21 protein-coding genes are annotated in these 22,218 nt (G+C 65.8%); 8 read left to right on the forward strand and 13 right to left on the reverse strand.

Translation table 11 applies throughout. The annotated features are described in order from the left end of the window. Positions 1-2 precede the first annotated feature (2 nt). Positions 3-485: a TrkA C-terminal domain-containing protein gene (locus tag ACIBJI_RS32965; protein WP_364352746.1), complete on the reverse strand. Its 483-nt coding sequence runs from the start codon at positions 483-485 to the stop codon at positions 3-5. A gap of 361 nt (positions 486-846) precedes the next feature. Between ACIBJI_RS32965 and ACIBJI_RS32970 the strand changes: the two genes are divergently transcribed. Continuing rightward, positions 847-1,323 (forward strand): nitroreductase family deazaflavin-dependent oxidoreductase, encoded by a 477-nt coding sequence (locus tag ACIBJI_RS32970; protein WP_364352743.1) that lies wholly within the window; start codon positions 847-849, stop codon positions 1,321-1,323. A gap of 380 nt (positions 1,324-1,703) precedes the next feature. On the opposite strand, the gene ACIBJI_RS32975 is transcribed toward ACIBJI_RS32970, so the two are convergent. Then, positions 1,704-2,777, reverse strand: a complete 1,074-nt coding sequence (locus ACIBJI_RS32975; RefSeq protein WP_364352740.1) for an NADPH:quinone reductase — start codon at positions 2,775-2,777, stop codon at positions 1,704-1,706. After that, entirely contained in the window at positions 2,752-3,285 is a 534-nt protein-coding gene (locus ACIBJI_RS32980; RefSeq protein WP_364352737.1) for a PadR family transcriptional regulator, read from the reverse strand. The genes ACIBJI_RS32975 and ACIBJI_RS32980 overlap by 26 nt, the downstream gene beginning before the upstream one ends. A 115-nt stretch (positions 3,286-3,400) precedes the next feature. Between ACIBJI_RS32980 and ACIBJI_RS32985 the strand changes: the two genes are divergently transcribed. Next, positions 3,401-3,820 carry an ester cyclase gene (locus ACIBJI_RS32985; protein ID WP_364352734.1) on the forward strand — a complete coding sequence of 140 codons (420 nt, stop codon included), beginning with the start codon at positions 3,401-3,403 and terminating at the stop codon, positions 3,818-3,820. A 319-nt stretch (positions 3,821-4,139) separates the two neighbouring features. On the opposite strand, the gene ACIBJI_RS32990 is transcribed toward ACIBJI_RS32985, so the two are convergent. The 6 genes from ACIBJI_RS32990 to ACIBJI_RS33015 all read right to left on the reverse strand — a co-directional run bounded on the left by ACIBJI_RS32990 (position 4,140) and on the right by ACIBJI_RS33015 (position 9,798). Beyond that, on the reverse strand, positions 4,140-4,589 hold the full coding sequence (locus ACIBJI_RS32990; RefSeq protein ID WP_364352731.1) for a tyrosine-type recombinase/integrase: 450 nt from the start codon (positions 4,587-4,589) through the stop codon (positions 4,140-4,142). Further along, positions 4,552-5,121: a hypothetical protein gene (locus ACIBJI_RS32995; protein WP_364352728.1), complete on the reverse strand. Its 570-nt coding sequence runs from the start codon at positions 5,119-5,121 to the stop codon at positions 4,552-4,554. The genes ACIBJI_RS32990 and ACIBJI_RS32995 overlap by 38 nt, the downstream gene beginning before the upstream one ends. Positions 5,122-5,193: 72 nt before the next feature. Next, positions 5,194-5,979: a MerR family transcriptional regulator gene (locus ACIBJI_RS33000; protein ID WP_364352725.1), complete on the reverse strand. Its 786-nt coding sequence runs from the start codon at positions 5,977-5,979 to the stop codon at positions 5,194-5,196. A 37-nt stretch (positions 5,980-6,016) separates the two neighbouring features. Beyond that, positions 6,017-6,811 carry a CPBP family intramembrane glutamic endopeptidase gene (locus ACIBJI_RS33005; RefSeq protein ID WP_364352722.1) on the reverse strand — a complete coding sequence of 265 codons (795 nt, stop codon included), beginning with the start codon at positions 6,809-6,811 and terminating at the stop codon, positions 6,017-6,019. A 129-nt stretch (positions 6,812-6,940) separates the two neighbouring features. Further along, entirely contained in the window at positions 6,941-8,503 is a 1,563-nt protein-coding gene (locus tag ACIBJI_RS33010) for a serine hydrolase domain-containing protein (RefSeq protein ID WP_364352719.1), read from the reverse strand. Positions 8,504-9,135: 632 nt separating this feature from the next. Then, positions 9,136-9,798: a GntR family transcriptional regulator gene (locus tag ACIBJI_RS33015; RefSeq protein WP_364352716.1), complete on the reverse strand. Its 663-nt coding sequence runs from the start codon at positions 9,796-9,798 to the stop codon at positions 9,136-9,138. Between the two features lie 124 nt (positions 9,799-9,922). On the opposite strand from ACIBJI_RS33015, the gene ACIBJI_RS33020 reads away from it, so the two are divergent. The 3 genes from ACIBJI_RS33020 to ACIBJI_RS33030 all read left to right on the forward strand — a co-directional run bounded on the left by ACIBJI_RS33020 (position 9,923) and on the right by ACIBJI_RS33030 (position 14,527). Further along, complete coding sequence (locus ACIBJI_RS33020) at positions 9,923-12,844, forward strand: AMP-binding protein (protein ID WP_397087220.1); 2,922 nt, start codon at positions 9,923-9,925, stop codon at positions 12,842-12,844. Positions 12,845-13,010: 166 nt separating this feature from the next. Beyond that, complete coding sequence (locus ACIBJI_RS33025; RefSeq protein WP_364352710.1) at positions 13,011-14,321, forward strand: MFS transporter; 1,311 nt, start codon at positions 13,011-13,013, stop codon at positions 14,319-14,321. A 14-nt stretch (positions 14,322-14,335) separates the two neighbouring features. Continuing rightward, positions 14,336-14,527: a hypothetical protein gene (locus ACIBJI_RS33030; RefSeq protein ID WP_396956905.1), complete on the forward strand. Its 192-nt coding sequence runs from the start codon at positions 14,336-14,338 to the stop codon at positions 14,525-14,527. Positions 14,528-14,591: 64 nt separating this feature from the next. Here ACIBJI_RS33030 and ACIBJI_RS33035 read toward each other — a convergent pair whose 3' ends face one another. From ACIBJI_RS33035 to ACIBJI_RS33045, 3 genes are read right to left on the reverse strand one after another with little or no spacing between them, the layout of a single operon-like run. Then, positions 14,592-15,611 (reverse strand): dihydrodipicolinate synthase family protein, encoded by a 1,020-nt coding sequence (locus tag ACIBJI_RS33035; protein ID WP_364352707.1) that lies wholly within the window; start codon positions 15,609-15,611, stop codon positions 14,592-14,594. Between the two features lie 56 nt (positions 15,612-15,667). Then, complete coding sequence (locus ACIBJI_RS33040) at positions 15,668-17,152, reverse strand: NAD-dependent succinate-semialdehyde dehydrogenase (protein ID WP_364352704.1); 1,485 nt, start codon at positions 17,150-17,152, stop codon at positions 15,668-15,670. Between the two features lie 9 nt (positions 17,153-17,161). Beyond that, positions 17,162-18,142, reverse strand: coding sequence for an ornithine cyclodeaminase family protein (locus ACIBJI_RS33045; RefSeq protein WP_364352701.1), 981 nt, complete (start codon positions 18,140-18,142; stop codon positions 17,162-17,164). A 59-nt stretch (positions 18,143-18,201) separates the two neighbouring features. Here ACIBJI_RS33045 and ACIBJI_RS33050 point away from each other — a divergent pair, with 59 nt between their 5' ends. Beyond that, positions 18,202-18,993, forward strand: a complete 792-nt coding sequence (locus ACIBJI_RS33050; RefSeq protein ID WP_364352698.1) for a GntR family transcriptional regulator — start codon at positions 18,202-18,204, stop codon at positions 18,991-18,993. 10 nt (positions 18,994-19,003) lie between these two features. On the opposite strand, the gene ACIBJI_RS33055 is transcribed toward ACIBJI_RS33050, so the two are convergent. Further along, positions 19,004-20,275: a helix-turn-helix transcriptional regulator gene (locus tag ACIBJI_RS33055; protein ID WP_364352695.1), complete on the reverse strand. Its 1,272-nt coding sequence runs from the start codon at positions 20,273-20,275 to the stop codon at positions 19,004-19,006. Positions 20,276-20,457: 182 nt separating this feature from the next. Between ACIBJI_RS33055 and ACIBJI_RS33060 the strand changes: the two genes are divergently transcribed. Both ACIBJI_RS33060 and ACIBJI_RS33065 read left to right on the forward strand, forming a co-directional pair. After that, positions 20,458-21,543: an S-(hydroxymethyl)mycothiol dehydrogenase gene (locus tag ACIBJI_RS33060; protein WP_364352692.1), complete on the forward strand. Its 1,086-nt coding sequence runs from the start codon at positions 20,458-20,460 to the stop codon at positions 21,541-21,543. Next, positions 21,540-22,172, forward strand: a complete 633-nt coding sequence (locus ACIBJI_RS33065; protein ID WP_364352689.1) for an MBL fold metallo-hydrolase — start codon at positions 21,540-21,542, stop codon at positions 22,170-22,172. The genes ACIBJI_RS33060 and ACIBJI_RS33065 overlap by 4 nt, the downstream gene beginning before the upstream one ends. Positions 22,173-22,218 lie beyond the last annotated feature (46 nt).

The raw sequence follows: 22,218 nt of genomic DNA on the forward strand, positions 1-22,218 counted from the left end.
GATCAGCCGTCGGTCAGAATTCTGGCGGCGGCGTCTAGCCCCTCCGCGGTACCGACAATAACCAGCAGGTCCGCCGCAGTGAAAACGAAATCGGGGCCGGGCGAAGGTAACGGGTTCCCAGCCCGCATCACCGCCACGATGGATGCCTTTGTGCGCGTCCGCATCTCGGTATCACCGAGGCGACGCCCGTCGTAGGGGGAACCTTTGCGGACCGGCAACTGCCGGGTAGTCACTCCATCGAATTCCCGATGCTCCTCCCGCAACTGCGCCACCAACTGCGGGGCCCCCAGGAGGTTCGCCAGTGCCGCGGCTTCCTCGGCGGCAAGCGGAATCTGTTCGGTTGCTTCGGAGTTGTCGGCCTTGCTCACGATCAGATCGATCGAGCCGTCTTTGTGGTCGATGATTCCTATCCGGCGGCGCCCCCCTCTGAGCGGAAAATCTTTGCGTATACCGATACCCGGCAAGGGAGTCACCTCAACGTTCACCCGAACCACCCTAGCTTCCACTAGGACAGAAGTTTGTCCGGTTTGTCCGGTCCTGTGTGGGGGCCGAATGGACGACGGGTTTGTCAGTTCGGTCTATCGCCTTTCAGCTATGAGTCGCGGAAGTTCCCGCCGAACCCTGTCGTTCGCGGTGAATGCGTTCAGGGCTTCCACAAGGCGGGGTGATACTCGGGGCAATGCCGCGCTTACGGCTTGATCGGCATGGGCGCCGCACTGGGCGGCGATCCATCGTGTTCGAGCACCAATGACCCGCCGCCGGCTCGTCGAACGGATCGACGTCGCCCGCGTGGTACGGGAACGAGCCTGGTGCGCCTGGCTGCTGCAACCTACGGGAGGAACGGAAATGACCTCACCAAACCTCGTCGCAAAGGTGGGCGCCCGCGCCCTGCAGACCCGATGGCTGGCGCGCGCACCCATCTGGCTCTACCGAGCCGGGCTCGGGTTCCTGTTCGGCACACGGATGCTCATGCTGCAACACATCGGGCGCACATCCGGCGAACGCCGATTCGTCGTACTCGAGGTCGTCGACCGGCCCGCGCCGGACGAGTTCGTCATCGTCTCCGGGTTCGGCACGAAAGCCCAGTGGTACCGCAATATTCAGGCTCATCCACAAGTCCGGCTCTCCACCGGCCTGCGGCGCAACATCGCCGCGATCGCGACTCCGATGACCGACGACGAGTCAGCGACCGCGCTCGAGCGTTACGTCGACCACCATCCCGGCGCTTGGGACAAGCTGCGCGAGACCATCGAACATGCAACCGGCAGGCCGGTCGCCACGCTGCCGATGGTTCGGCTGAATGTATTGACCGCCGCGTCCTGATCACGAGGCGGATGATCAACCGCGTTGGCGATCACGGTTCCCTGGGCAGCTCACCACCCCGGCCGGCAAGACACCACGCTGCGGAGCGCAACGACTCCGACGGCTGCGCCGCAAAGCCCAACGCGTAGTCCAGGTACTCGGGGTTCCGGACTGGCAGGGCCCGGTATTCAAATAGGCGGAATTCGGACTCGTTGGGTCTGGCTACATCGGTGAACCGTGACGGTCGTTCATCGGAGAATCTCGACGGCGGTGTCGGCGGGCAACGTCACGATCGGACTTGACAGTCGTCGGTGGCCGTTTCGAACCGCGCACTATGCGGCTAGTTAGAGACTGGTGTCGGTGCATTCCTCCGGAATTTCGCCGTTCGGGGTGCTCCCCTGTCAGCGTGGGATCGTGAGGAGGACGCGGCCGCGGCTGCCAGCATCTACGCGGTCGTGGGCTTTGGCGATGTCGGTGAGCGGGTAGCGGTCGCCGACATCGACGGTGAGAGCGCCGACGGCGGCCGCAGAGGTCAGGTCGCGGGCGGCCAGTCGCTTGGCGGCGGTGGGGAAGTCGTCGCTGCCCATCAGGCGCAGGGTGACGTTGTTGAACAGCAAGGTCCAGAAGGGGATTTCAGTGCGGTCGGCGCGAGTTGCGTACGCGGCGATGGTTGCACCGTTCGCAGCGACGGCGTTGTCCAGGTCGGCGTTGTCAGACAGGGACACCTCGATGATCCGGTCCACTCCCCCGGGGGCGTGGGCGCGGATCCCGGTGGCGGGATCGTCAGCGTCGAGGGCGACGGCGTGGGGGACGACCGACGGATCGACCCGGTCCAATTCGGTGGCGCGGCGGACGGTGCCGATGACGGTGGCCCCGCCCCAGGCGGCGAGTTGAGCGGCCAGTGACCCGACCCCGCCGAGGACACCGTTGACCAGAACGACCTTCCCGTCGACCGGGCCGTCTGCGAACACGGTGCGGTGCGCGGTGATGCCGGGGATGCCCAGGCTTGCGCCCAGATCGTCGCAGACATGGTCGGGCAGCAGGACAGCCAGGTCCGCGGGTACGACGGCGTACTGGGCGGCGGTACCGAAGGGCCGGTAGGACTGGGCGCCGTAGATCCACACACGCTGCCCGGTACGGCGCGCCTCGACGCCGGCGCCGACCGCGTCGACAACGCCGGCGGCGTCACTGTGCGGGATCACCCGCGGGTAGGGCATACCTGACCCTGTCCAGCCAGCGCGCTTCTTGGTGTCGCCGGGGTTGACACCTGAGACGGCGACGCGGACGCGGACCTCCCCGGGGCCGGGAGCGGGGTCGGGCACCTCACCGACCTGCAGTACCTCAGCGGCGGGGCCCTGTTCGTCGTACCAGGAAGCAAGCATGGTGGTGCCTTTCGTTGTCTGCAGCTCGCCGATCCGCTCAGCGGCGAGGAGATCGTGTGGGTTGGCCCTAAGGGTCTGGCTGGGGATTGCCATCGCCGAGGACCTCGCGGATCCAGATGCGTTCAGCTTGGCTGGTGGCGCGGGCGGTGAGCAGCATGCCGCGCCGGTAGGGGTCACTGACATCCTCGGCGCGCAGCGGCCTGTCACCGTCGTAGAAGAAGCTCGCCGATTCCTCCAAGAAGGCCAGCCGACGTCGGAGTACCGCGTGCTGGTCGGCGACATCGGGCAACAGGGACAGGAACGCCAGGATCGTGAACCAGCGGGAGAAGTCGGTGAGCTCATGCGCGGCCGGCTCGCGCAGGCGCCGAAGCATGTCCTCGTGGCCCGCGTCGGTCAGATTCAGCACATACCGGCCGGCCCCTGCTTCCGGCGCGGGTCGCCGCTCGATCAGTCCCGCCTTGACCAGGCGGTTGACCGCCGGGTAGAGGGTGCCGTCGCTGACCGGCCGACTGTATCCGGTGAGCTGCGTAATGCGACGGCGCAGCTCGTGTCCCAGAAGGGGGCCGGCGGCCAGGAATCCGAGGAGGGAGAGTTCCAACACTCCTCCAGTGTCGCACATCGATTCGATGTGTACATCGAATCGATGTTATCGTGGCGATGGTCCTGCCGGGTTCGTTTCGAACACCACATCGCAGGCGGGGAGAGAGAAGTGCTAAATGTCGTCGAAATCTGTTGAATCAGTGATGCATCGCTTCGTCGAGTTCATCAACACAGCCGATGAGGATCTTGCCCGGGAGGTCATCGCTCCCGACGCGGTGTTTCATGCACCCAGTCACGCCGAACCCCTGCGCGGCCCTGCGGGCTATCTGGAGATCATCGCGATGATGCGCGGCGCGTTTCCTGATGTGCGGTGGACGCTGGACGAGAGCGTCACCGAGGGAAGCACAGTGGCCGCGCGGTTCACCATGCGCGGAACCCATGAAGGCGAGTTCTTAGGGGTCCCTGCCACGGGCAACAAGATCGCGGTCCAGGCCATGAACTTCTACTACCTCGCCAACGGCCGGATCGTCAAAGAGCGGGGCCTGCCCGATCTGCTCGGGGTCATGCAACAGATCGGCGCCGTACCAGCGCCGTGAGGAAGCTTCAAGCGCGGAGGGCTTACTCGGTGTCAGGCGGTACCGCTTCACCTGCGACAGATCCTCAACCCCTGCGTACGAACGCATCACGTATTTGATATGCACGTGCCATCAAAAATCGATGCAGCGACACCGCCCGGAGAGGGCACGATCATCGGCAGAAGAGTGCGTTCGACAGCCGCGCCGAACGATCAGGACATGCCAACTGGCGACGTCAATTTTAGTCGATACCAACGGATCCCGACTGTGCTGCGCGACGTCACAGTTGGCCGATGATCGACGTCCGATCTCACCAGCACAGCCATTGGGTCGGTAACGATCAGCGAATGTGGTCGCCTGGTGCGTAGCGGTTCCAGGTGCCGCCGACGTGGTCTCGGTGGCGGTGGGCGGTCGTGTAGTGGATGCCGAGGGCGTCGGCGATGACAGGTGCGGGTACTTGCAGGACGAGCTGCCGCAGGGCGGAGACCGTGTAGAGCGAAGTCGTGGACGCGTGCTCGTGGCCGACCTGTTCCTGGACGAACCGCGGGTCCCAGTTGTCCTCGATCAGATGGGTGACATAGGAGCGACGCAGCGAGTGGAAATCGAGCGCCGGGTCCAGCCCGACCGCGTCACGATAGGCGGCTAAGCGGGTGTTCATCCGAGTGAACCCGATCCGGGCGCTGCGTTCGGATGGCCAGCATGCGCCCTGGGCTGCAGTGGTCAGCAGTGGCCAGACCTCCTCCTTCCACTGCTCAAGGATCTCGGCCGACCAGGGCCAGACCGTCAACACGCTGCGTCGTTTCGGCGGGGAGCCCTTCTTGGCCTTGCCGTGGCGGACATAGACGACGCCGTAGTCGCCGAACTCCGCGCCCTCGGGGTTGCGCCCGAAAGTCGACCGCGTCGAGCATGCGAGTTTCGTTGCGGCGCAACCCGAATGCGTAGGCGGTCTTGAACAGCACCGCGTCCCGGAACGCCGGAAGCCAGCCCTTGCGGCCGCGGCCGCGGACCTCGTCGATCTGGGCGTCGGCATGGTCGAAGAACGCCTGCAACTCGTCTCGGGTGAACGCTCGCTTCCCGGCATCGGCCTCGGCCTCCTGGACGTGCACGGCGGTATTCCATTCGTGGACAACCTGAATCGGATGTGTGCCGAAGCGCTGCTCGCACTCGCCAGCCCATTGATAGGCGGGATCGATCAGGTAGGCGCAGAACAGGCTGATCGAGTTCTGGTAGTTCCGCAGTGTCGACCGCTTCAGATTCCGCAGCGCCCGCAGGTCACCGAGCCATTCGTCGGCTATCTGCGAACGGATGGCACCCCGGTGCACTACCCGCGTGACGCCCGTGCAGCCGCGCGATGTCTGTGGGCAGGCTGAGCTGGAGGACCGCGCACGGTGCGCTCAGTGGGAGTCCGATCTGGGGATGCGGATACCGGCAGCGCGGAGCTTGGTCTCGAACAGCGCGGCCGCCCGTGTCGTGGCCGACGTCTGCTCTTCGCCGTGGCGGGCGATCAGCGTGTACCGGGTCGCGGCCTCGGTGCGGGCTTGCAGGGCGGTGACGATTTTCAGGTGAGCGGGGTTGGCGAGGTAGTGGTCGGCCATCGCAGTGGCGAGCTCGGCGATGCGAGGGTCGTCCGGTTCCCAGGCCGCGGCCTGGGCGGCGCGCTTGATCAAGGCGACGTAGCGGGGATCCTCAAGGGCGTGCTCGAGATGGGTGAGGTAGTCGTCGAAGCCTTCCGGGACCAGGGCCTTGGCCAGCACCCAGCCCTCCCGGGCGGTCGCGATCTCGTCCGCGGGGAGGCCGAGGCCGGCCATCCGTTTCAGCAGCGCCACGGCGCGGTCGCCCAGCAGCGCCCGGTCCCCGTCGGTGAGCCGGTGCAGGGTGTCACGCCGCGCGATCATCTCCTCGATCCGTTCAGTGAGCTGACGCTCGACGTCGGCGAGCGCGGTCGCGAACGACACGGCGTCGGCGGCGAGCAGGGGCCCGATCTCGGCCAGCGGCACCCCGGCGGCGGCCAGCGTCCGGACCTGCACCAGCCGCGACAACTCGGCCGATCCGTACCGCCGGAAACCGGAGCTGTCGCGTTCGGGCTCCGCAACCAGGCCGAGCTTGTGGTAGTGCCGCACCGTCTTCACCGTGACACCGACGAAGGCCGCCGCCTGCCCGATCGTGACTCCGTTCCTCATCTGCTCAGCCTTCCTTGTGCTCGCAACCCCTGCGCCACTAGATGAGGTTCAGCGCAACCGCGATGGTGCCGAGCGTCGCCACTATGGAGGTCACGCCGACGTGCATCCCAATCGACAGCCGGATGTCCTTGTGCCGCCAGGCGAGCCAGTATCCCGGGAACGTGAAGATCACCCGCGACACGAACACCCACGGCGACCAGAAGTGGTACAGCGCGAACAAGACCGTGCTGAGGACCGGCGCCCAGCTGCCCAGATGGGCGATGCGGGGGAGCAGGAAACCGCGGAAGTACAGCTCCTCGATGAGCGGGAGGGAGATTCCGGTCAGCGGCAGGCAGATCACCATTGTGGTGAGCAGCGTCGAGTGCGAGTATCCGTCGAGGTCGAGGTAGGTGTTGTTGCCGCTGCCGCCGGTGTCCGCGTACGGGAGCCATGAGAGGAATTCGAAGACGAAGTTGTTCAACGGTGCCAGCGCGAACCCGAGCGCCATCATCCACAAGATGAGCGGGATGACCATCGCCACAAGCTTCCCGCGCGGGACCGGCTTGTCGGTGTAGTGCAGCACGCCGTGCATCGAGAAGTGGCCGTTGTGCGTGTGGCCCAGCCACAGCAGCCCCACCTGGAGCGGTATCAGAACCAGGCACAGGGCGACCGCCCAGCCCGCGAAGGCCGGATAACCGATGACGGTGACGAATGGCTCGCCGATGAGCAGGTAGGCGGCAACGATCAGGGCGCCCGGGACAAGATGCAACACGATGGACATCGGCAGGGGGTGTCGGTCGCCCAGCAGTCGCTTGACTATTCCGTTCGGTCGGGTGTCTTCGAAGGCGCGCATGGCAAGAATTCCTCGAGCAGTTTGTGAATGGGTACGTGAAGTCGGAAACTGCCCGCCCAGCCGGGCAGGTGGAACAAGACATGTGAACGGGGGCACGCCGATTGAGTTCGGCGTGCCCCGGTTCGCGTGCTACTGAGCCAGATCGGCCTGTCCGCCGCCGAACACCTCGGCGAGGAGCCTGTGCTGTGCGTTCTGAAACAGCACCGCCACAGACATTGCGGAGTCGTCAACGCAGGTCAGCGCGGCGGTCATGGTCTTGCTGCCGTCGGGCGTGCTGTACATCAGCGTCGCGTAGCCCGCATGGCCGCCGTTGTGGGTGATGACGATGCCGCCGTCCGGGGCCAGGTCTCGCACGAACACTCCCAGGCCGTAGTCCATGGTCGGGATGCCCGTCGGATGCGGCGTGCACATCTCGGCTAGCAGCTCGGCCGGTAGGAGCTTGCCACTGAGCAGCGCGGAGATGAATGTGTGCAGATCCCGGGTGGTCGAGATCATGTCACCGCCGCAGGGGTTCCAGGAGGGGTTGTGGCGGGTAACGTCGACGGTCTTCTCCTCGCCGTCCTCCTCGTACCGGTAGTAGGCGTGGGGGTGCGGCTCGGGAATCTCCGGGGAAGCGTCCGGCACCACGGTGCCCGACAGCCCGAGCGGCCCCAGGATCAGCCGCTGCATCTCCTCGGCGAACGATCGGCCAGTGACCTTCTCGATCAGCAGCCGGGCCAGCACGTAGTTGGTGTTGGAATAGCTCCAGCCCGTCCCCGGCTCGAACCGCGCGGGCTTGGACAACGCCAGCTCCACCAGCTCCTGCGGGCGGTAGGTGTGGAATCGGTTGTCCACCCACTCTTTACCCAAGGGGGTACCCGGCGCGGGGATCCCCAGCACGATCGTCCCGTCCTCGTACATTTCGCCGGTGAAGTTGAACACTCCACTGGTGTGCTGCAACAGCATTCGCACCGTGATCTGCTCGTCCAGCCCGAACTCGGGCAGGTAGTCCGCCGCCGGGGTGTCCAGCTCGATCTTGCCCTCGGCCACCAGCCGCAGCACCAGGGTCGCGGTGAAGGTCTTGGTATTGCTGGCGATCCGGACGTGCCCGTCGATCGGCGGCTTCGCGGTCCCGCCCAGCTCGGCCACCCCGGCGCTGCCGACCCACTCGCCCCGCTCATCGTGCACGCGCAGCGACACCCCGAGGAAACCGGATTCGACGATCTCCTCGATCGCCTTTTGCAGCGCCGGGCGATCCTGTCCGACAGCGGTATTCGGCACGGCGGCCCCGCTGTCCGCGGTGGTTACCCCAGTGGCGTCGAGGGCGGCCGTGATCTTGCGGGCCATCTCGGCTGTCGTGGGGCTGGGCTGGCTCTGGTGGGTCTGGGCTGCTTCGATGGCGACGAGGACGGTGGTGCGGAAGTTGTCGGCCTCGGCCGGATCCTGCTGCTCGAGCAGGTTCATGGATTCGGTCAGGGCCGGCAGCACCTGGTCGGCGAGTTCGGCCACCGACTTGCCCGTCACGTCGATGTCCTTTGATTTTGCGGCGAGTACGTGCCCGACCGGGCCGGTCGCGGTATACAGGGCGAGGGAGCCTTCTGTGGCGATCTTGTGGGGCTTGCTGGCGGCACCGGCGGCGGCGATCAGCGAGACGGCGCCGTACGCGGCAGTCCGCAGAGTGCTCTTGTCCTGGTCGGAAAGGGTGATCGACATGGTGGTTGCTCCATCGAATCTGTTATGTCCCGGTCGGCGTCGTGCCGCTGCGACGAGCTTCCACCCTGACCTAAGGTCAACTGCAATCGTGATCTAGCTCATAGCTACACCCTTTGGGGTTTGGGACAGCTTCGGAAGCAGGACGCCGTTCTGTCGGGCGGCAGTCGCATCTCACACGGGCCGATGGTGTTCCGTAAGGCGATCCGCCACCGGTACACCCCGTCGCACGGCTCGGAACCCAGGTCACGGGTGTTCCGGAGAGGTGTTCCGTGAATCGTCCCGGTCAACCCCCGGTATCCGGAACCCTGGCGCGCATGGGTGAGCCATTTCGTGTGGGGTACTGCCGCTGTTCAACCGACGAACAGGACGTCGAGATCCAGACCGAGCAACTACTCGTGCTCGGAGTACCTCGCGAACGGGTCTTCATCGACAAAAGGCTTCTCCGGCACCACCCGCCCACCGCGCCACGTACCAGGTGACACGTTCTTACCGGCACCCCATCGCCGCTGGTCAAGCCATTGTCGTTGTTTTCCGCACGATTACTACTGGGACCGCTAGCTGCCACGACAGTGACCGAAGCCAACCCGCCTTCGAGTCGAATCTTGTTGAAGCGCTTCTTGATTCGGCCTCGGTCAGCGCCCGGTCAGCTGCCGCCAAGTCCGCACCAGTTGGCTGAACTCCTTGACCTGCACGAGCACGTGTTCACGGGCGGCGTTCTCCGCGGCTTCGGAGTCTCCGGAAGCGATGGCGTCGGCGATCTCACGGTGTTCGGCCAAGGATCTGCGCATGCGGTCCGGTACTCGCAGCTGTAGCCGCCGGTACGGCTGTAGGGCTCGTTTGAGAGTAAGGGCCTGCTGCCGCAGATACTCGTTGCCGCAGGAGTCGTAGACGACGCCGTGGAACCGGGCGTTGGCGTAGTAGTAGCCGTCGGCATCGCCGGTCGTCGCGTGGTTTTCGCACTCCTTCAGCGCGCGTTCGAGTTCATCCAGCTCCGCCCGTTCGATGCGGCGTGCGCAGAGCCGTGCCGCCATCCCTTCGAGTTCGGCCATGACCTCGAAGCGTTCGGCCAGCTCGGAGATGCTGAGCTCGGTGACGTAGGTGCCCTGTTTGGGGCGGATCTGCACCAGTCCGGAGCGCTCCAGGGCCAGCAGGGCTTCTCGGATCGGCGTGCGCGAGCATCCGAACTGCTGCTCGAGCTGTAGGGCATCCAGGCGTTCGCCAGGTCGGTAACGGCCGTGGACGACGGCGTCCTCGAGCGCGTCGCGTACCCGCTGGGATTCCGGGACTCGAGCCATGTACACCTCCGAGAGCAGATTACTCGACCGCCAGGGGTGGCGCGCCTCACATTTATACCCTATCGTCTCTGTTGTATACATCACGGCCTCTAATGCATACCGAGGCCGTGGGAAGGAAATCGCGATGGGGCAACAAGATGGCTGGCTGCTGACCGACCTGTTCCGAGCTCTCGGGCGACAGCACGACAGCGATCCGGCGGACAGACATTCGCTGGTATCCCCGCTGGACCAGCTGCTCGCCGCCTGCGAGGTGCTGATGAGCGATATGGGCGAGGCCTCGATGCGCGCGGTCGCGACTCGGGCCCTCGCCGCCTACGCCGAGCTGGGCGATAGCGACAAACTCGGCTTCTTCACCCACATCACCACGACCTACGACGTCGACGGCGATCAGGTCCGGGCCGCCTTCCGGCGGTGGGATGACGCACGCAACGCCGGATCCCGGAGCGAGGAGGAGCTGGTCCGGCTCTTCGACGTAGTCGAACCGGCCCGCCAGCAATTGCTCCGCCGGATGAACCACGCCCCCGACGCCACCCTGGCCCTGGTCGAGATGCGCGCGGACCTGCGACGGCTGTTGCGCCGTCACCCGGAGTTGCGGCCCCTCGACCACGACTTCCACCATCTGCTCACCTCCTGGTTCAATCGCGGCTTCCTCCGTATGGAGCAACTCACCTGGGATTCACCGCAGGAGCTGCACCAGCATCTCCTGCACTACGAGAAGGTCCACCCGATGGCGAGCGCGGCCGAACTCCGCCGCCGTCTCGAGCCCCAGGATCGCCGCGTCTACGCCTTCTTCCATCCAGCGACCGCAGACGTGCCACTGATATTCGTCGAGGTCGCCCTGGTGCGCGGCATACCGGACACGATCACCCCATTGCTGGAGCCCGGCCCGGAGCTGAACCCCTCGGCAGCGGATACGGCGGCGCTGTACTCGATCAACAATGCCCTGGACGGATTGGCTGGAGTGTCTTTCGGCAGTTTCCTCATCAAGCAGGTCATCGAGCAGATCGGGGAGCAATTGCCACATCTGACGCAATTCGTCACGCTCTCCCCCATCCCCGGATTCCGGCGCTGGCTCGACAGGCAGGCCGAACAGGATAAGAATCTGCGGCTGATCGTCCGGGAGTTGGCGGACATGGCGGCGCCGACGGATCTGGGGGCGGCGGACATCGAGCAGATCCATTCCCGGCTCTGCCACGCGCTGGCCCACTACATCGCCGGCGAGCGGGATAACGACGGACGACCTCTCGACCCGGTGGCGCGATTCCACTTGGGCAACGGCGCCACGGCCTGGCGGCTGAACTGGCCGGCAAACACCTCACCGGAGGCCTGGCGGCAGTCCTACGGCGCGATGATCAACTACCGCTATGAACCGGCGAAGCTGGAGCGCCAGCACGAGGACTTCGTTCGCCGCCGCATCGTGGCACTCGACGGGCCACTGCGGGACATGTTCACCGATTCTCCGGCAGCATCCCAGCTTCGAGATACCGCCATCACCACAGACGACGAGAGAGGAACATCCCCGATGTCGCCCTTCCCGACCATCTACCGATCCTTCGCCGAGCAGGCGCGGCGGCGGCCGGACAAGACACTGTTCGAACTGCCCGACAACCGGTGCATCACCTACCGCGAGACCGCGGAGACTGCGCGACGGATTGCCGCCCGACTCGTCGCCGACGGCGTCACCCCCGGCGACCGGGTCGCAATGCAGGTGGACAAATCTCCGGAGGCCATCGCGCTGTACCTCGCCACCCTGCGGATCGGAGCCGTCTTCCTGCCACTGAACACCGCCTACACCGGGGCGGAGATGGATTATTTCCTCGGCGATGCACAGCCGCGCGTGCTCGTCTGCTCCCCGGATCGCCGAACCGACCACGCCCACCGCGACGGAGAAGGGCTCATTGTCGAGACCCTCGGCGTCTCCGGCGACGGCACCCTCCTCGAGGGCGACGACCGCTACGAAGAGGTCTACGACGCCACAGCCGAAGACCCGGCGGCCATCCTCTATACCTCCGGCACTACAGGTCGTTCCAAGGGTGCGGTGCTCACCCACGGCAACCTCGCCTCCAATTGCCGTGCGCTACTGGAGACCTGGCAGTACACCGCCGAGGACCGGCTGATCCATGCCCTGCCGATCTTCCACGTCCATGGGCTGTTCGTCGCGGCGAACATGACTCTGGCGGCGGGTGCCAGCATGTACTACCTACCCAAGTTCGACTCCGAGGCGATCATCGATCTGCTGCCCCGGGCCACTGTGCTCATGGGTGTGCCCACCTTCTACACCCGCCTGCTGAAAGACGACCGGCTCACCCCGCAGACCTGCGCCTCGATGCGGCTGTTCGTCTCCGGCTCCGCCCCGCTGCTCGCGAGCGACCACGAGGCCTTCGAAACCCGTACCGGCCACGCCATCCTGGAGCGTTATGGCATGACGGAGACCGGCATGAACACCACCAACCCCTACGAAGGCGGGCCGCGCAAACCCGGCACCGTCGGAAAACCGTTCCCCGGCACCGAGATTCGAGTAGTAGACCGCGAGAGCGGTCAGGCACTGCCGGACGGCGAGGTCGGCGTCGTGGAGGTCCGCGGCCCCAATGTCTTCGCCGGTTATTGGCAGATGCCCGAGAAGACCGCAGCCGAGGTTCGTGCGGACGGTTTCTTCATCACCGGCGATCTGGGCCGTATCGACGAGGACGGCTATTTGTGCATCGTCGGCCGCGACAAGGACCTCGTCATCTCCGGGGGCTACAACGTATACCCCAAGGAGATCGAGGAGCTGCTCGACACCCACCCCGACGTGCTGGAATCCGCCGTGATCGGAGTCCCCCACCCGGACTTCGGGGAGACCGTGGTCGCCGTCGTCGTCCCAGCTCCGGGCCGGGCGCCCCAGGCCGGGGAGTTGCTGGAATTCATCGCCGGCGACCTCGCCCGATTCAAGCAGCCCCGTGCGGTCCGCGTCGTAGAGTCGCTGCCCCGCAATGTCATGGGGAAGGTGCAGAAAGCCGAACTGCGGAAGCGCTACGCCGACCTGTTCGCCGGCGTGGGTACGTGATTCGAGGGCAGTCGGACTGGCCGCCCGACTCCTCTCTCCTCTCGGTCAGGAGAAGACAATGCGCCAGTTTCTGGTCCGGATCGACACCGCGAGCTGACCCGGCAGCTTACCGAATGTCCCTGCGCCCCAGGGCTATCTCCAGTTCCACCTGCGAATCGAGAATACAGTGCAGATCAACGACGATCCCATACAGACCACCACCGCCGACGACCCCGTCCGGCTCACCTCCACCCAGCGTCGCGCCTTCTGGGGCTCTTTCGGCGGCTGGGCCATGGACGGATTCAACTGGACTGTCTTCGGACTCGTCCTCGCCCCAACCATGACCGCCCTGCTGCCACGCGCCGGCATCGAGCCCACCGCCGCCAACATCGGCTGGTACGGCCAGATCAGCGCCGCCCTGTTCCTCCTCGGCTGGGGTTGCTCGGCAATCTGGGGCCCGATCGCCGACCGCTTCGGCCGCAAACCCGCGATGACACTGTCCATCCTGATATACGGCGTATTCACCGCACTGGCAGGCCTCGCCACCAACATCTGGGAATGGAACGCCTTCCGCTTCCTGGCCGCCATCGGCGTCGGCGGCGAATGGGCCATGGCCGGAACTCTGCTGGCCGAGGTGCTCCCCGAACGCGTGCGTGCCCGCTTCGGCGGCGCCATGCATTCGGCCGCCTATGTCGGCGTGCTCGCGGTATCGACGCTGTACCTGCTGGCCGGGCCGGAGCTCGGCTGGCGCGGCATGTTCCTCATCGGCGGACTGCCTGCGCTGGCGGTATTCCTTATCCGCAAAACGACCCCGGAACCTGAACGCTGGCAACAGGAATCGACCGAGAACACCCGCCGATCGTTCTGGCAGCCGGTCATCGAGGTCCTCACTCCCCCGTATCGGGCACGCACCCTCGGCAACCTGTCTCTGCTGGTGGTCTGTGTCATCGGCCTGTGGGCCGGATCCACCTACGTACCCACCGCCGTAACCGAGCTCGCCCAGCACGCCGGATGGACCAAAGAGGCGACCGTCCGCCTTGCCGGCGTGTCCTCCATGACTGTTGCCGCGTTCACTATTCTCGGCTGCTTCCTCGTCCCCGGCATCGCCAATCGGTACGGCCGCCGGGCCACCCTGGCCGGGCTGTACGTTCTGATGATCATCGGCGCTGTCGGTGCGTATGCCGTCGCGTACCCGCTCCACTCGATCCCACTGATCTTCGTGTTCCTGCCGATCCTCGGCCTGGGCGGAGCGAACTTCGCGGTCTTCACCATCTGGCTGCCCGAGCAATACCCCACTCGGATGCGCGCCACCGCATTCGCCTTCACCACTACGTTCTCTCGCTGGTTCGCCGCCGCCGGCACGTTCCTCATCGGCTATGGCATCCACGAAACCGGATCTCTCACCATCCCTTTGAGCGCAACCGCGCTGGTATTCGTGCTGGGCATCGGCCTGGTCCGCGCCGCGCCCGAAACCCGCGGCGTAACACTGCCCGACTGAGATGGGGCACCACCATGGCAGCGCCGAAACCGACCCGAACCCTGCGGCTCGACCACATCCTGTCGTGTGCCACCGATCTCGCCTGTACCAGCGGACACTCCAGGGTCCGCGAGGAACATGTCATCCTGGCCGTCCTGCGCGATCCGCAACTACGTAGACGGCATGCCGTTGATCGGTTCGGAGTCGTCTCGTCCGTTAGTGCCTGAAGGGCGCGGCCGACCGGAAATGCCACCCTCCGGTCGGCCGACGCCACTGATCAGTGGACGTTTTCTACGCGGGGTTGCGGCCGATGAAGAAGTCCCGGAACGGGTCCATGCTCGGCTCCAGGCCGGAATCGATCAGGCCCTTGCGCAGCGCGGCCATCTGGTTGTCATGGATGCGCATGGTGGGCATGCGCAGCGGCCCGCCGTTGTAGCCCTGGAGCCACCCCTGGAATTTCCACGCCTGGCGGTTCAGCACGGAGCCGCCGTGCACTGCGCCGAACAGGCCGGCCTTGACTTTGCGGGCCGGGTGCAGCTGCCAATAGATCTCGGTGGCCTCGTCGTACTTGCCGTCCCGCAGCAACTGCATGACCCGGGGAATCATCGGGCCGAAGAACTCGTGATCGCTGGTGGCCGACAGCTGAATGGGCATGACCTGCGAGAGTGGGATGAGCTCACCCTCGATCGGGTTCGAGATAACGACTTCCTTGCCGAACAGCCGCGTGCATTCGATGACGCTCTGGATGCTCGGGAATCCGCCCTCGGCTTTGATCACCGCGACATTGGGAATCTCGTCGATCATGCGGCGGATGAGCCGGGTGGGGATATCGGATGGGTGGATCCGGCTGCTGAAGCCCCAGGACACCATCGGGAACAGAATGATGGCGAGATTCGTCGCATCGGCCACCGCCTTGGTGTAGTCGAAGATCTCCTGCTCGGACTCGGGATAGAAGTTCGGTGGGTACGACAGCAGCACCAGGTCGGCGCCGACTTCCTCCGCTCGCTTCACCGCCTCGATGTTCTGCTCGAGGTCGTTCCAGCTCGCGTGGTGGACGATGTAGAAGTCATTACTGCCCTCATCCTTGGCGATCCGCAGGAAATTCACGTATTCCGGCAGCGTGATGCTGACTTCGGAAATCCCCAGGCTGCCGATGAAGCCGTGCTCCTTCGCCAGCCGGATGTCGTGGCGGATGCCCTTCTCGTTGATGTCGCGTAGGTCGTTGGTGAACGACGGAATGGTGCAGTTGATCGCACCGACAAGCTTTTCCCGAGCCCAGTCCCGGACTTCAGAAAGGTTGTACTCGGCCATGTGGGCCTCCTTGCCGCTGTTTCGATAGATGGGGGCGACTTCTCGAGCGGCCGCGATCAGAGCGCTCCGCTGCCCGCCCATGCCAGGTACTTCATCTCCAGGTATTCGTCGATGCCGTAGATCGATCCCTCCCGGCCGAGGCCGGACTGTTTGATGCCGCCGAAGGGCGCGGTCTCGTTGGAGATCAGGCCGGAGTTGATGCCGACCATGCCGGCTTCGAGGGCCGCCGCGACGCGCCAGATCCGCTCCGCATCGCGACTGAAAAGGTAAGCGGCCAAACCGAATTCGGTGTCGTTCGCCTGCCGGATCACATCGGCCTCGTCGGTGAACGGAATCAGCGGAGTGATCGGGCCGAAGGTCTCCTCGCGGGTGATCTTCATGCCCGCGGCGACATCGGCAAGCACGGTCGGCTGATAGAACAGGTTGCCGCGCTCGTGCCTCGCGCCGCCGCACACCACCCGCGCACCGTGCTCGACGGCGTCGCCGACGTGCTCCTCGACTTTGGCGATCGCCGCACGATCGATCATGGGGCCTTGCGCGACACCGGGTTCGAAGCCGTCGCCGACCGTCAGCTCGGCGACTCGCGCGGCCAGCCGCGCGGTGAAGCGCTCGTAGATGCCCGACTGCACATACACGCGGTTCGCACTGATGCACGCTTGGCCGGTGTTGCGGTACTTCGCCGCGAGCACACCGGAGACGGCGACTTCGAGGTCCGCGTCGTCGAAGACGATCGCTGGCGCGTTACCGCCCAGCTCCATCGACGCCTTCTTGACAGTCGCCGCGCACTGCTCGAGCAGCAGCCGCCCGACCTCCGTCGAACCCGTGAAACTCACCTTCCGGACCAGCGGATTGCCGGTGAGTTCCGGACCGATCTCGCGCGCATTGCCCAGCACCACGTTGAACACACCGGCCGGCACTCCGGCACACCGGGCCAGCTCCGCGAGCGCCAGCGCCGTCAGTGGCGTCTGCTCCGCGGGCTTGACCACCATCGTGCACCCTGCGGCCAGCGCTGGCGCCGCCTTGCGGGTGATCATGGCGGCGGGAAAGTTCCACGGCGTGATCGCGACACAAACACCCACGGGTTCTTTGAGCACCAGAACTCGGTTCGCGGGATCCGGCGCCGGGAAGATGTCACCGCGCACCCGCTTGGCCTCTTCGGCGAACCACTCGATGAACGACGCGGCATAGGCGACCTCGCCCTGTGCCTCGGACATCGGCTTGCCCTCTTCGACGACGATCAGCCGGGCCAGGTCCTCGGCATGCTCGGTCACGAGGTCGAACCACCTCCGCAGAATCTGGGCGCGCTCCTTCGCGGACCTGGCCCGCCACCCAGGCAGCGCCCGGTGCGCGGCATCGATGGCACCGGCCACCTGGGCCCGGCTCAGGGACGGAAGCTCGGCCAATTGTTCTCCCGTCGAAGGGTTTTCGACGGTAAAGCTGCCGGAGTCGCCGTGTTCGACCCACTCGCCGTCGATATAGGCCGCGCTGCGTGAGAGCGGGGCGTCGGCGAGCGTCGGCTTATCGGTGAGAGGAATTCCCATGGTGCGTCCCTACTTTCGAACGGGCTGGATCCGGATCGGCAGTTCAGACCCGAGCCCTGCTTTGCGGGCGGCATCCGCGCACACGGCGGCGACGGCCAGGTCCTGGACAGCGGAGCCCACGGACTTGTACACAACGATCTGCTCCGCGGTCGTGCGGCCGGGGTGCCGCCCGGACACCAGGTCCGACAGTGCGGCGATCCGGTCGGTCACGTCGATTCCCGCTGCGGCCGCGGCGATGAGGTCGCCGCTGTCGTGCAGCACTTCCTCGAGTACGTCGGCAATGACGACATCAGCGCGCGCGATCACCTCTGGATCGACTTCGCGCTGTTCCCGCACGGTGGAGCCGATCGAGACGACTGTCGTGCCCGGTTGGAGCCACTCACCGAGCAGGATCGGCGACTCGTCATAGGAGCGTGCCGCGCAGATCACCAGATTCGCGCCCGCCAAGGCCGCCTGCGGCGACTCTGCCAGAACGATCGAGGTGTCCAGATCCGCCAATTCCTCGGCGAAGTGTGCGCGGCTCTGCGCGCGCGGGCTGAACACGCGCACGGCATCGAGCTCGCGTACGGCGGCGAGTGCGCGAACGTGTTTTTTCGCCTCGAAGCCCGAACCGATGACGCCTACGGTCACCGGTCCGGGTACGGCCAGCAGGTCGGCCGCGAGCGCGGAGGTGGCCGCGGTGCGGAAGCCGGTGATCGAGTTGCCGTCGAGCAGCGCCACCAGTTCCGCGGACTGCTGATCGAACAGGGAGATGAGATAGGAGAACTGACGCACGCCGATCGCACCGGCGATGGTCTTCGAGCCCATCAGTCCACCGCTGCCCGGCACACCGCTCATCGTCCGCAGCATCGAGGTGCCGCCGCGTGCGATCGTCCGCTCCGGGAAGCGCGAATCTTCGGACGCCGCTCCGTACGCCTCACTCAGCGCGGCGATCGCCGTCTTCCAGTCGAAGACCGACTGCACCGTGGTGTCATCCAGCAGGAGCGTCAATCGTCTCCCCTTCCTCTCCAAGCGGTAGCGATACTAAACGGATCGTATCGGATGCGGATATGATGCACCATAGCGTTGGACATTGGATATTGGATCTGCTGGACAGCCACGAGCTGGCGACAGCACAGGGAGTGGTGAATATGGATTCGATCCATCGACGGGTCGCGGACAAAGTCTGCGATCGACTGCGTGAACGGATCGTCGGTGGCGAACTGGCTCCCGGAGACCGCATCGACCCGACCGAAGTCGCCGAATCCCTCGGCGTCAGCCGCACCCCGGTGCGCGAGGCACTCCTGCAACTGGAGGCGCAAGGGCTGATCGAGCGACTCCCCTACCGGGGCGTGGTGGTGACCGGCATCGATCTGGCCGAGGCGGAGGACATCGCCGCGCTGCGCATCCATCTGGAGACGTTCGCCACCCGCATCGCGGTGCCTCGTCTGCGCCCGGAGAACCTGGACCGCATGCGGGAGGCCAATGCGGAACTGACCCGGGCCATGGCCGGCCCGACTGCCGCGCAGACCTCCTTCGGACGGTTCAACTGCGCGTTTCATCAGGCGCTGTACCAAGCGGGCGGCTCAAAGACGCTGTCGCGCATGACGAGCGACCTGTCCTCGCAGGCCGAGCGCATCCGAATGCACTTCGACCTCCGGCGAGGCAATGCCGTGGCCGAGCACGAACGCATACTCGGCGCGTGTGCGGCAGGCGAAGTCGAGGAGGCGATGGCGGCGACCCGTGATCACCTGCTCGCGGTCCACCTGCGGGTGATGCCGGACGGCTACCGGATTTCGCCGGGTTCGGCACTCGAAGTCGCCCTGCTCGAAACCGGTTGGGAACCAACGGTATCGGCGTGACGTCGCGCGGCTACGGAGCGAGTCCGGCCCGTATGCCGATCGCCGCAGCCTCTCCACGCGAGGACACCGCGAGCTTCCTGAGCAGCGCCGTGACATGAAACTTGACCGTGCTCTCGGCAACACCCAGCTGCACCGCTATGGCCTTGTTGCGCTTACCTTCCGCGACCAGCGCGAGCACCTCTCGCTCGCGGGCATTCAAGCGCGCCAGTTCCGGCTGGTCGGGCTGTGACGGCGGTGGGTCGAGCGGAAGCCGGATCAGCACCCGGCTCCCCCAGTCCGGCACGGACTCGATCTCCAGATCCGCGCGCAGTGTATGCACCCGGCCTTCGAGGTTGCGTCGCAACGTGTTCGAGTTCCAGCGGCCCGCGGCACGATCTCGGATATCGACGACGAGCGCACCCGATTCACATCCCCAGGCGATGCGCAGGCGGTCGAGATCGGGTTGAGTGGCCAGGGCGAACACTGCGGCCTGCGTCATCGCGCGGGCGCCGACAGCGACCTCACCTGGAATCGGTCGTCCGTCCAGTGGTGGCGCGACGAATTCCGTTTGTATCTGCCGGTGACGCACTAGGGATCCGATTTCGCGCTGCATCCGCTCGAACGCCGCGACCGGCGGTTCCTCGGCGAATGCCCGATCAGTGGCCTGCCGGGACCGCAGTGCGATCAGCGCATCCGAGGCGGCGCCCGTCGCTACTGTCCGGGCCTGATGGTCGTCCAGGCCCGACGATCGCAGGGCCACGAGAATGCCCGCCAGTGCTGCTTCATGTGAGGCGGTCAGTTCCGTGGTGGTGCGAGCCCTCGCGTCCGACGCCGCACGCGATTCGGCAAGGTACTCCGGGCTCGCATGGATCACCTGTTGCCGAATCGATGTCGCGACGATCCCGAATGCCGCCGCCAACTCCGCCTGGTCGGGTAGCTCCCCTGGCGTGCGCGGGACCAGCACCAGCAAGGTGTTCGAGGTGTCCCGAATCGCCCAGACCCACCGGCCCTCGCCGTTCAGGGTGGCCGACCCCGCATAGGAGCCACCCGGTGCGACCGCCGATTTCAGCTCCTCGAGCTCAGCGATGGTGATTCGATCGATGATGTCGGCGGCACCGGCGAGCTTGCGTGGACGGCCGGTGCATTCCCGGGTGAAGATCACCAGTGCGCGATGCGGCCACTGTTCGGCGAGGAAGCGCGAGAGTCGGCGGGCGATGTCGGCGAGTGGACCATCGACCACTTCCCGCAGCCCTTCGAGGGTGCACACTCGCTCCACAGGAGGCAAGGCTACCGGAGTTCTCACGTCGTCGATTGCAAAACGAAACGGTCCGTATAGAATGAGTCGAGCGCGAGTCAGCCCGCCAAAGGGATAGGTCGCACTATCCGTCCGGCCAGGTCCTCGATCGGATCGCCCGGAGCTAGCGTCGCTGCCTAAGCATGCGCGTGAACGCATGGCTCGATCATTCATCGGAGGAACAGCCAGTTATGCCGCAGCAGGTTCGTGGAGTCATCGCCCGTAAGCCGGGGGCACCGGTCGAGTTGACCGACATCATCATCCCCGACCCCGGGCCGGGCGAGGTCGTCGTCGCCGTCGCCGCGTGCGGCGTGTGCCATACCGACCTCACCTATCGGGAGGGCGGTATCAACGACGAATTTCCCTTCCTGCTCGGCCACGAAGCGTCGGGCACGGTCGAAAGCGTCGGCGCGGGAGTCGATTCCGTCGAGGTCGGGGATTTCGTGATTCTGAATTGGCGGGCCGTGTGTGGCAGCTGCCGGGCCTGCCGGCGGGGCCGTCCGCAGTACTGTTTCGACACCTTCAACGCCACGCAGAAGATGACGCTGACCGACGGAACCGAACTCACCCCAGCGCTCGGTATCGGCGCGTTCACCGAGAAGACCCTCGTCCATGCCGGCCAATGCACCAAGGTCGACCCTGCCGCCGATCCGGCGGTCGCCGGCTTGATCGGCTGCGGCGTCATGGCCGGCCTCGGCGCCGCGGTCAATACCGGGAATGTCGGCCGTGGGGATTCGGTGGCGGTGATCGGCTGTGGCGGAGTCGGGGATGCCGCCATCGTCGGTGCACGGCTGGCTGGAGCGTCCACGATCATCGCCGTGGATCGCGACGAGCGGAAATTGGCGTGGGCTGCCGACCTCGGCGCCACCCACACCGTCAATGCCGCCACCACCGACACGGTAGCCGCCGTCCAAGAGCTCACCGGCGGGTTCGGTGCCGACGTGGTCATCGATGCCGTGGGCCGCCCCGAAACCTGGCGGCAGGCGTTCTATGCCCGCGATCTGGCCGGCACCGTGGTGCTGGTAGGCGTACCAACCCCTGAAATGCGGCTGGAGATGCCGCTGATCGACTTCTTCTCCCGCGGCGGCGCGCTGAAATCTTCGTGGTACGGCGACTGTCTGCCGGACCGGGATTTCCCGATGCTGATCGACCTGTACCAGCAGGGACGCCTGCCCTTGGACAAGTTCGTCACCGAACGCATCACCCTCGACGAGGTGGAGCAGGCATTCCACACCATGCACCAGGGCAAGGTGCTGCGGTCGGTGGTCGTGCTGTGAGTGGCCGGCTCCGCATCGAGCGGGTGGTGACTTCCGGAGTCTTCGAACTCGATGGCGGTTCCTGGGAGGTCGACAACAATGTCTGGGTGGTCGGTGACGACGACGAGGTCATTGTCGTGGACGCGGCCCATGACGCCAAACCCATCTTGGAGGCCATCGGCGACCGCAATGTCATCGCCGTCGTATGCACCCATGGGCACAACGATCACGTCACCTTTGCCCCGCAACTCGCCGCAGACGTCTACGCACCGGTCCTGGTACACCCGGGAGACGACGCACTCTGGCAGCTGACACACCCGAGTGAGTCGTACTGGCCGCTCACCGACGAACAGCGCATTGCCATAGCCGGGACGGAAATGCACGTCATCCACGCGCCGGGCCATTCGCCGGGTTCGGTGTGCCTGTATCTCCCCGAAGCCGACACGCTCTTCTCGGGCGACACCCTGTTCGCGGGCGGACCGGGAGCCACCGGACGGTCGTTCTCGGACTTCCCCACCATTATCGGTTCGATCCGCGATCGCCTGCTCACGCTCCCGGAGCACACCCGTGTCTACACCGGCCACGGTGACGGCACGACCATCGGCGCCGAAGCACCCCACCTGGCGGAGTGGATCGCCCGCGGGTTCTGATCTGCCCAGCGCCCCTTCGCATTTCGAAAGAGAGAGTGAATTCCCG

Origin of the sequence: Nocardia sp. NPDC050408, assembly GCF_044458905.1 — a bacterium.
Taxonomy (GTDB): Bacteria; Actinomycetota; Actinomycetes; order Mycobacteriales; family Mycobacteriaceae; genus Nocardia.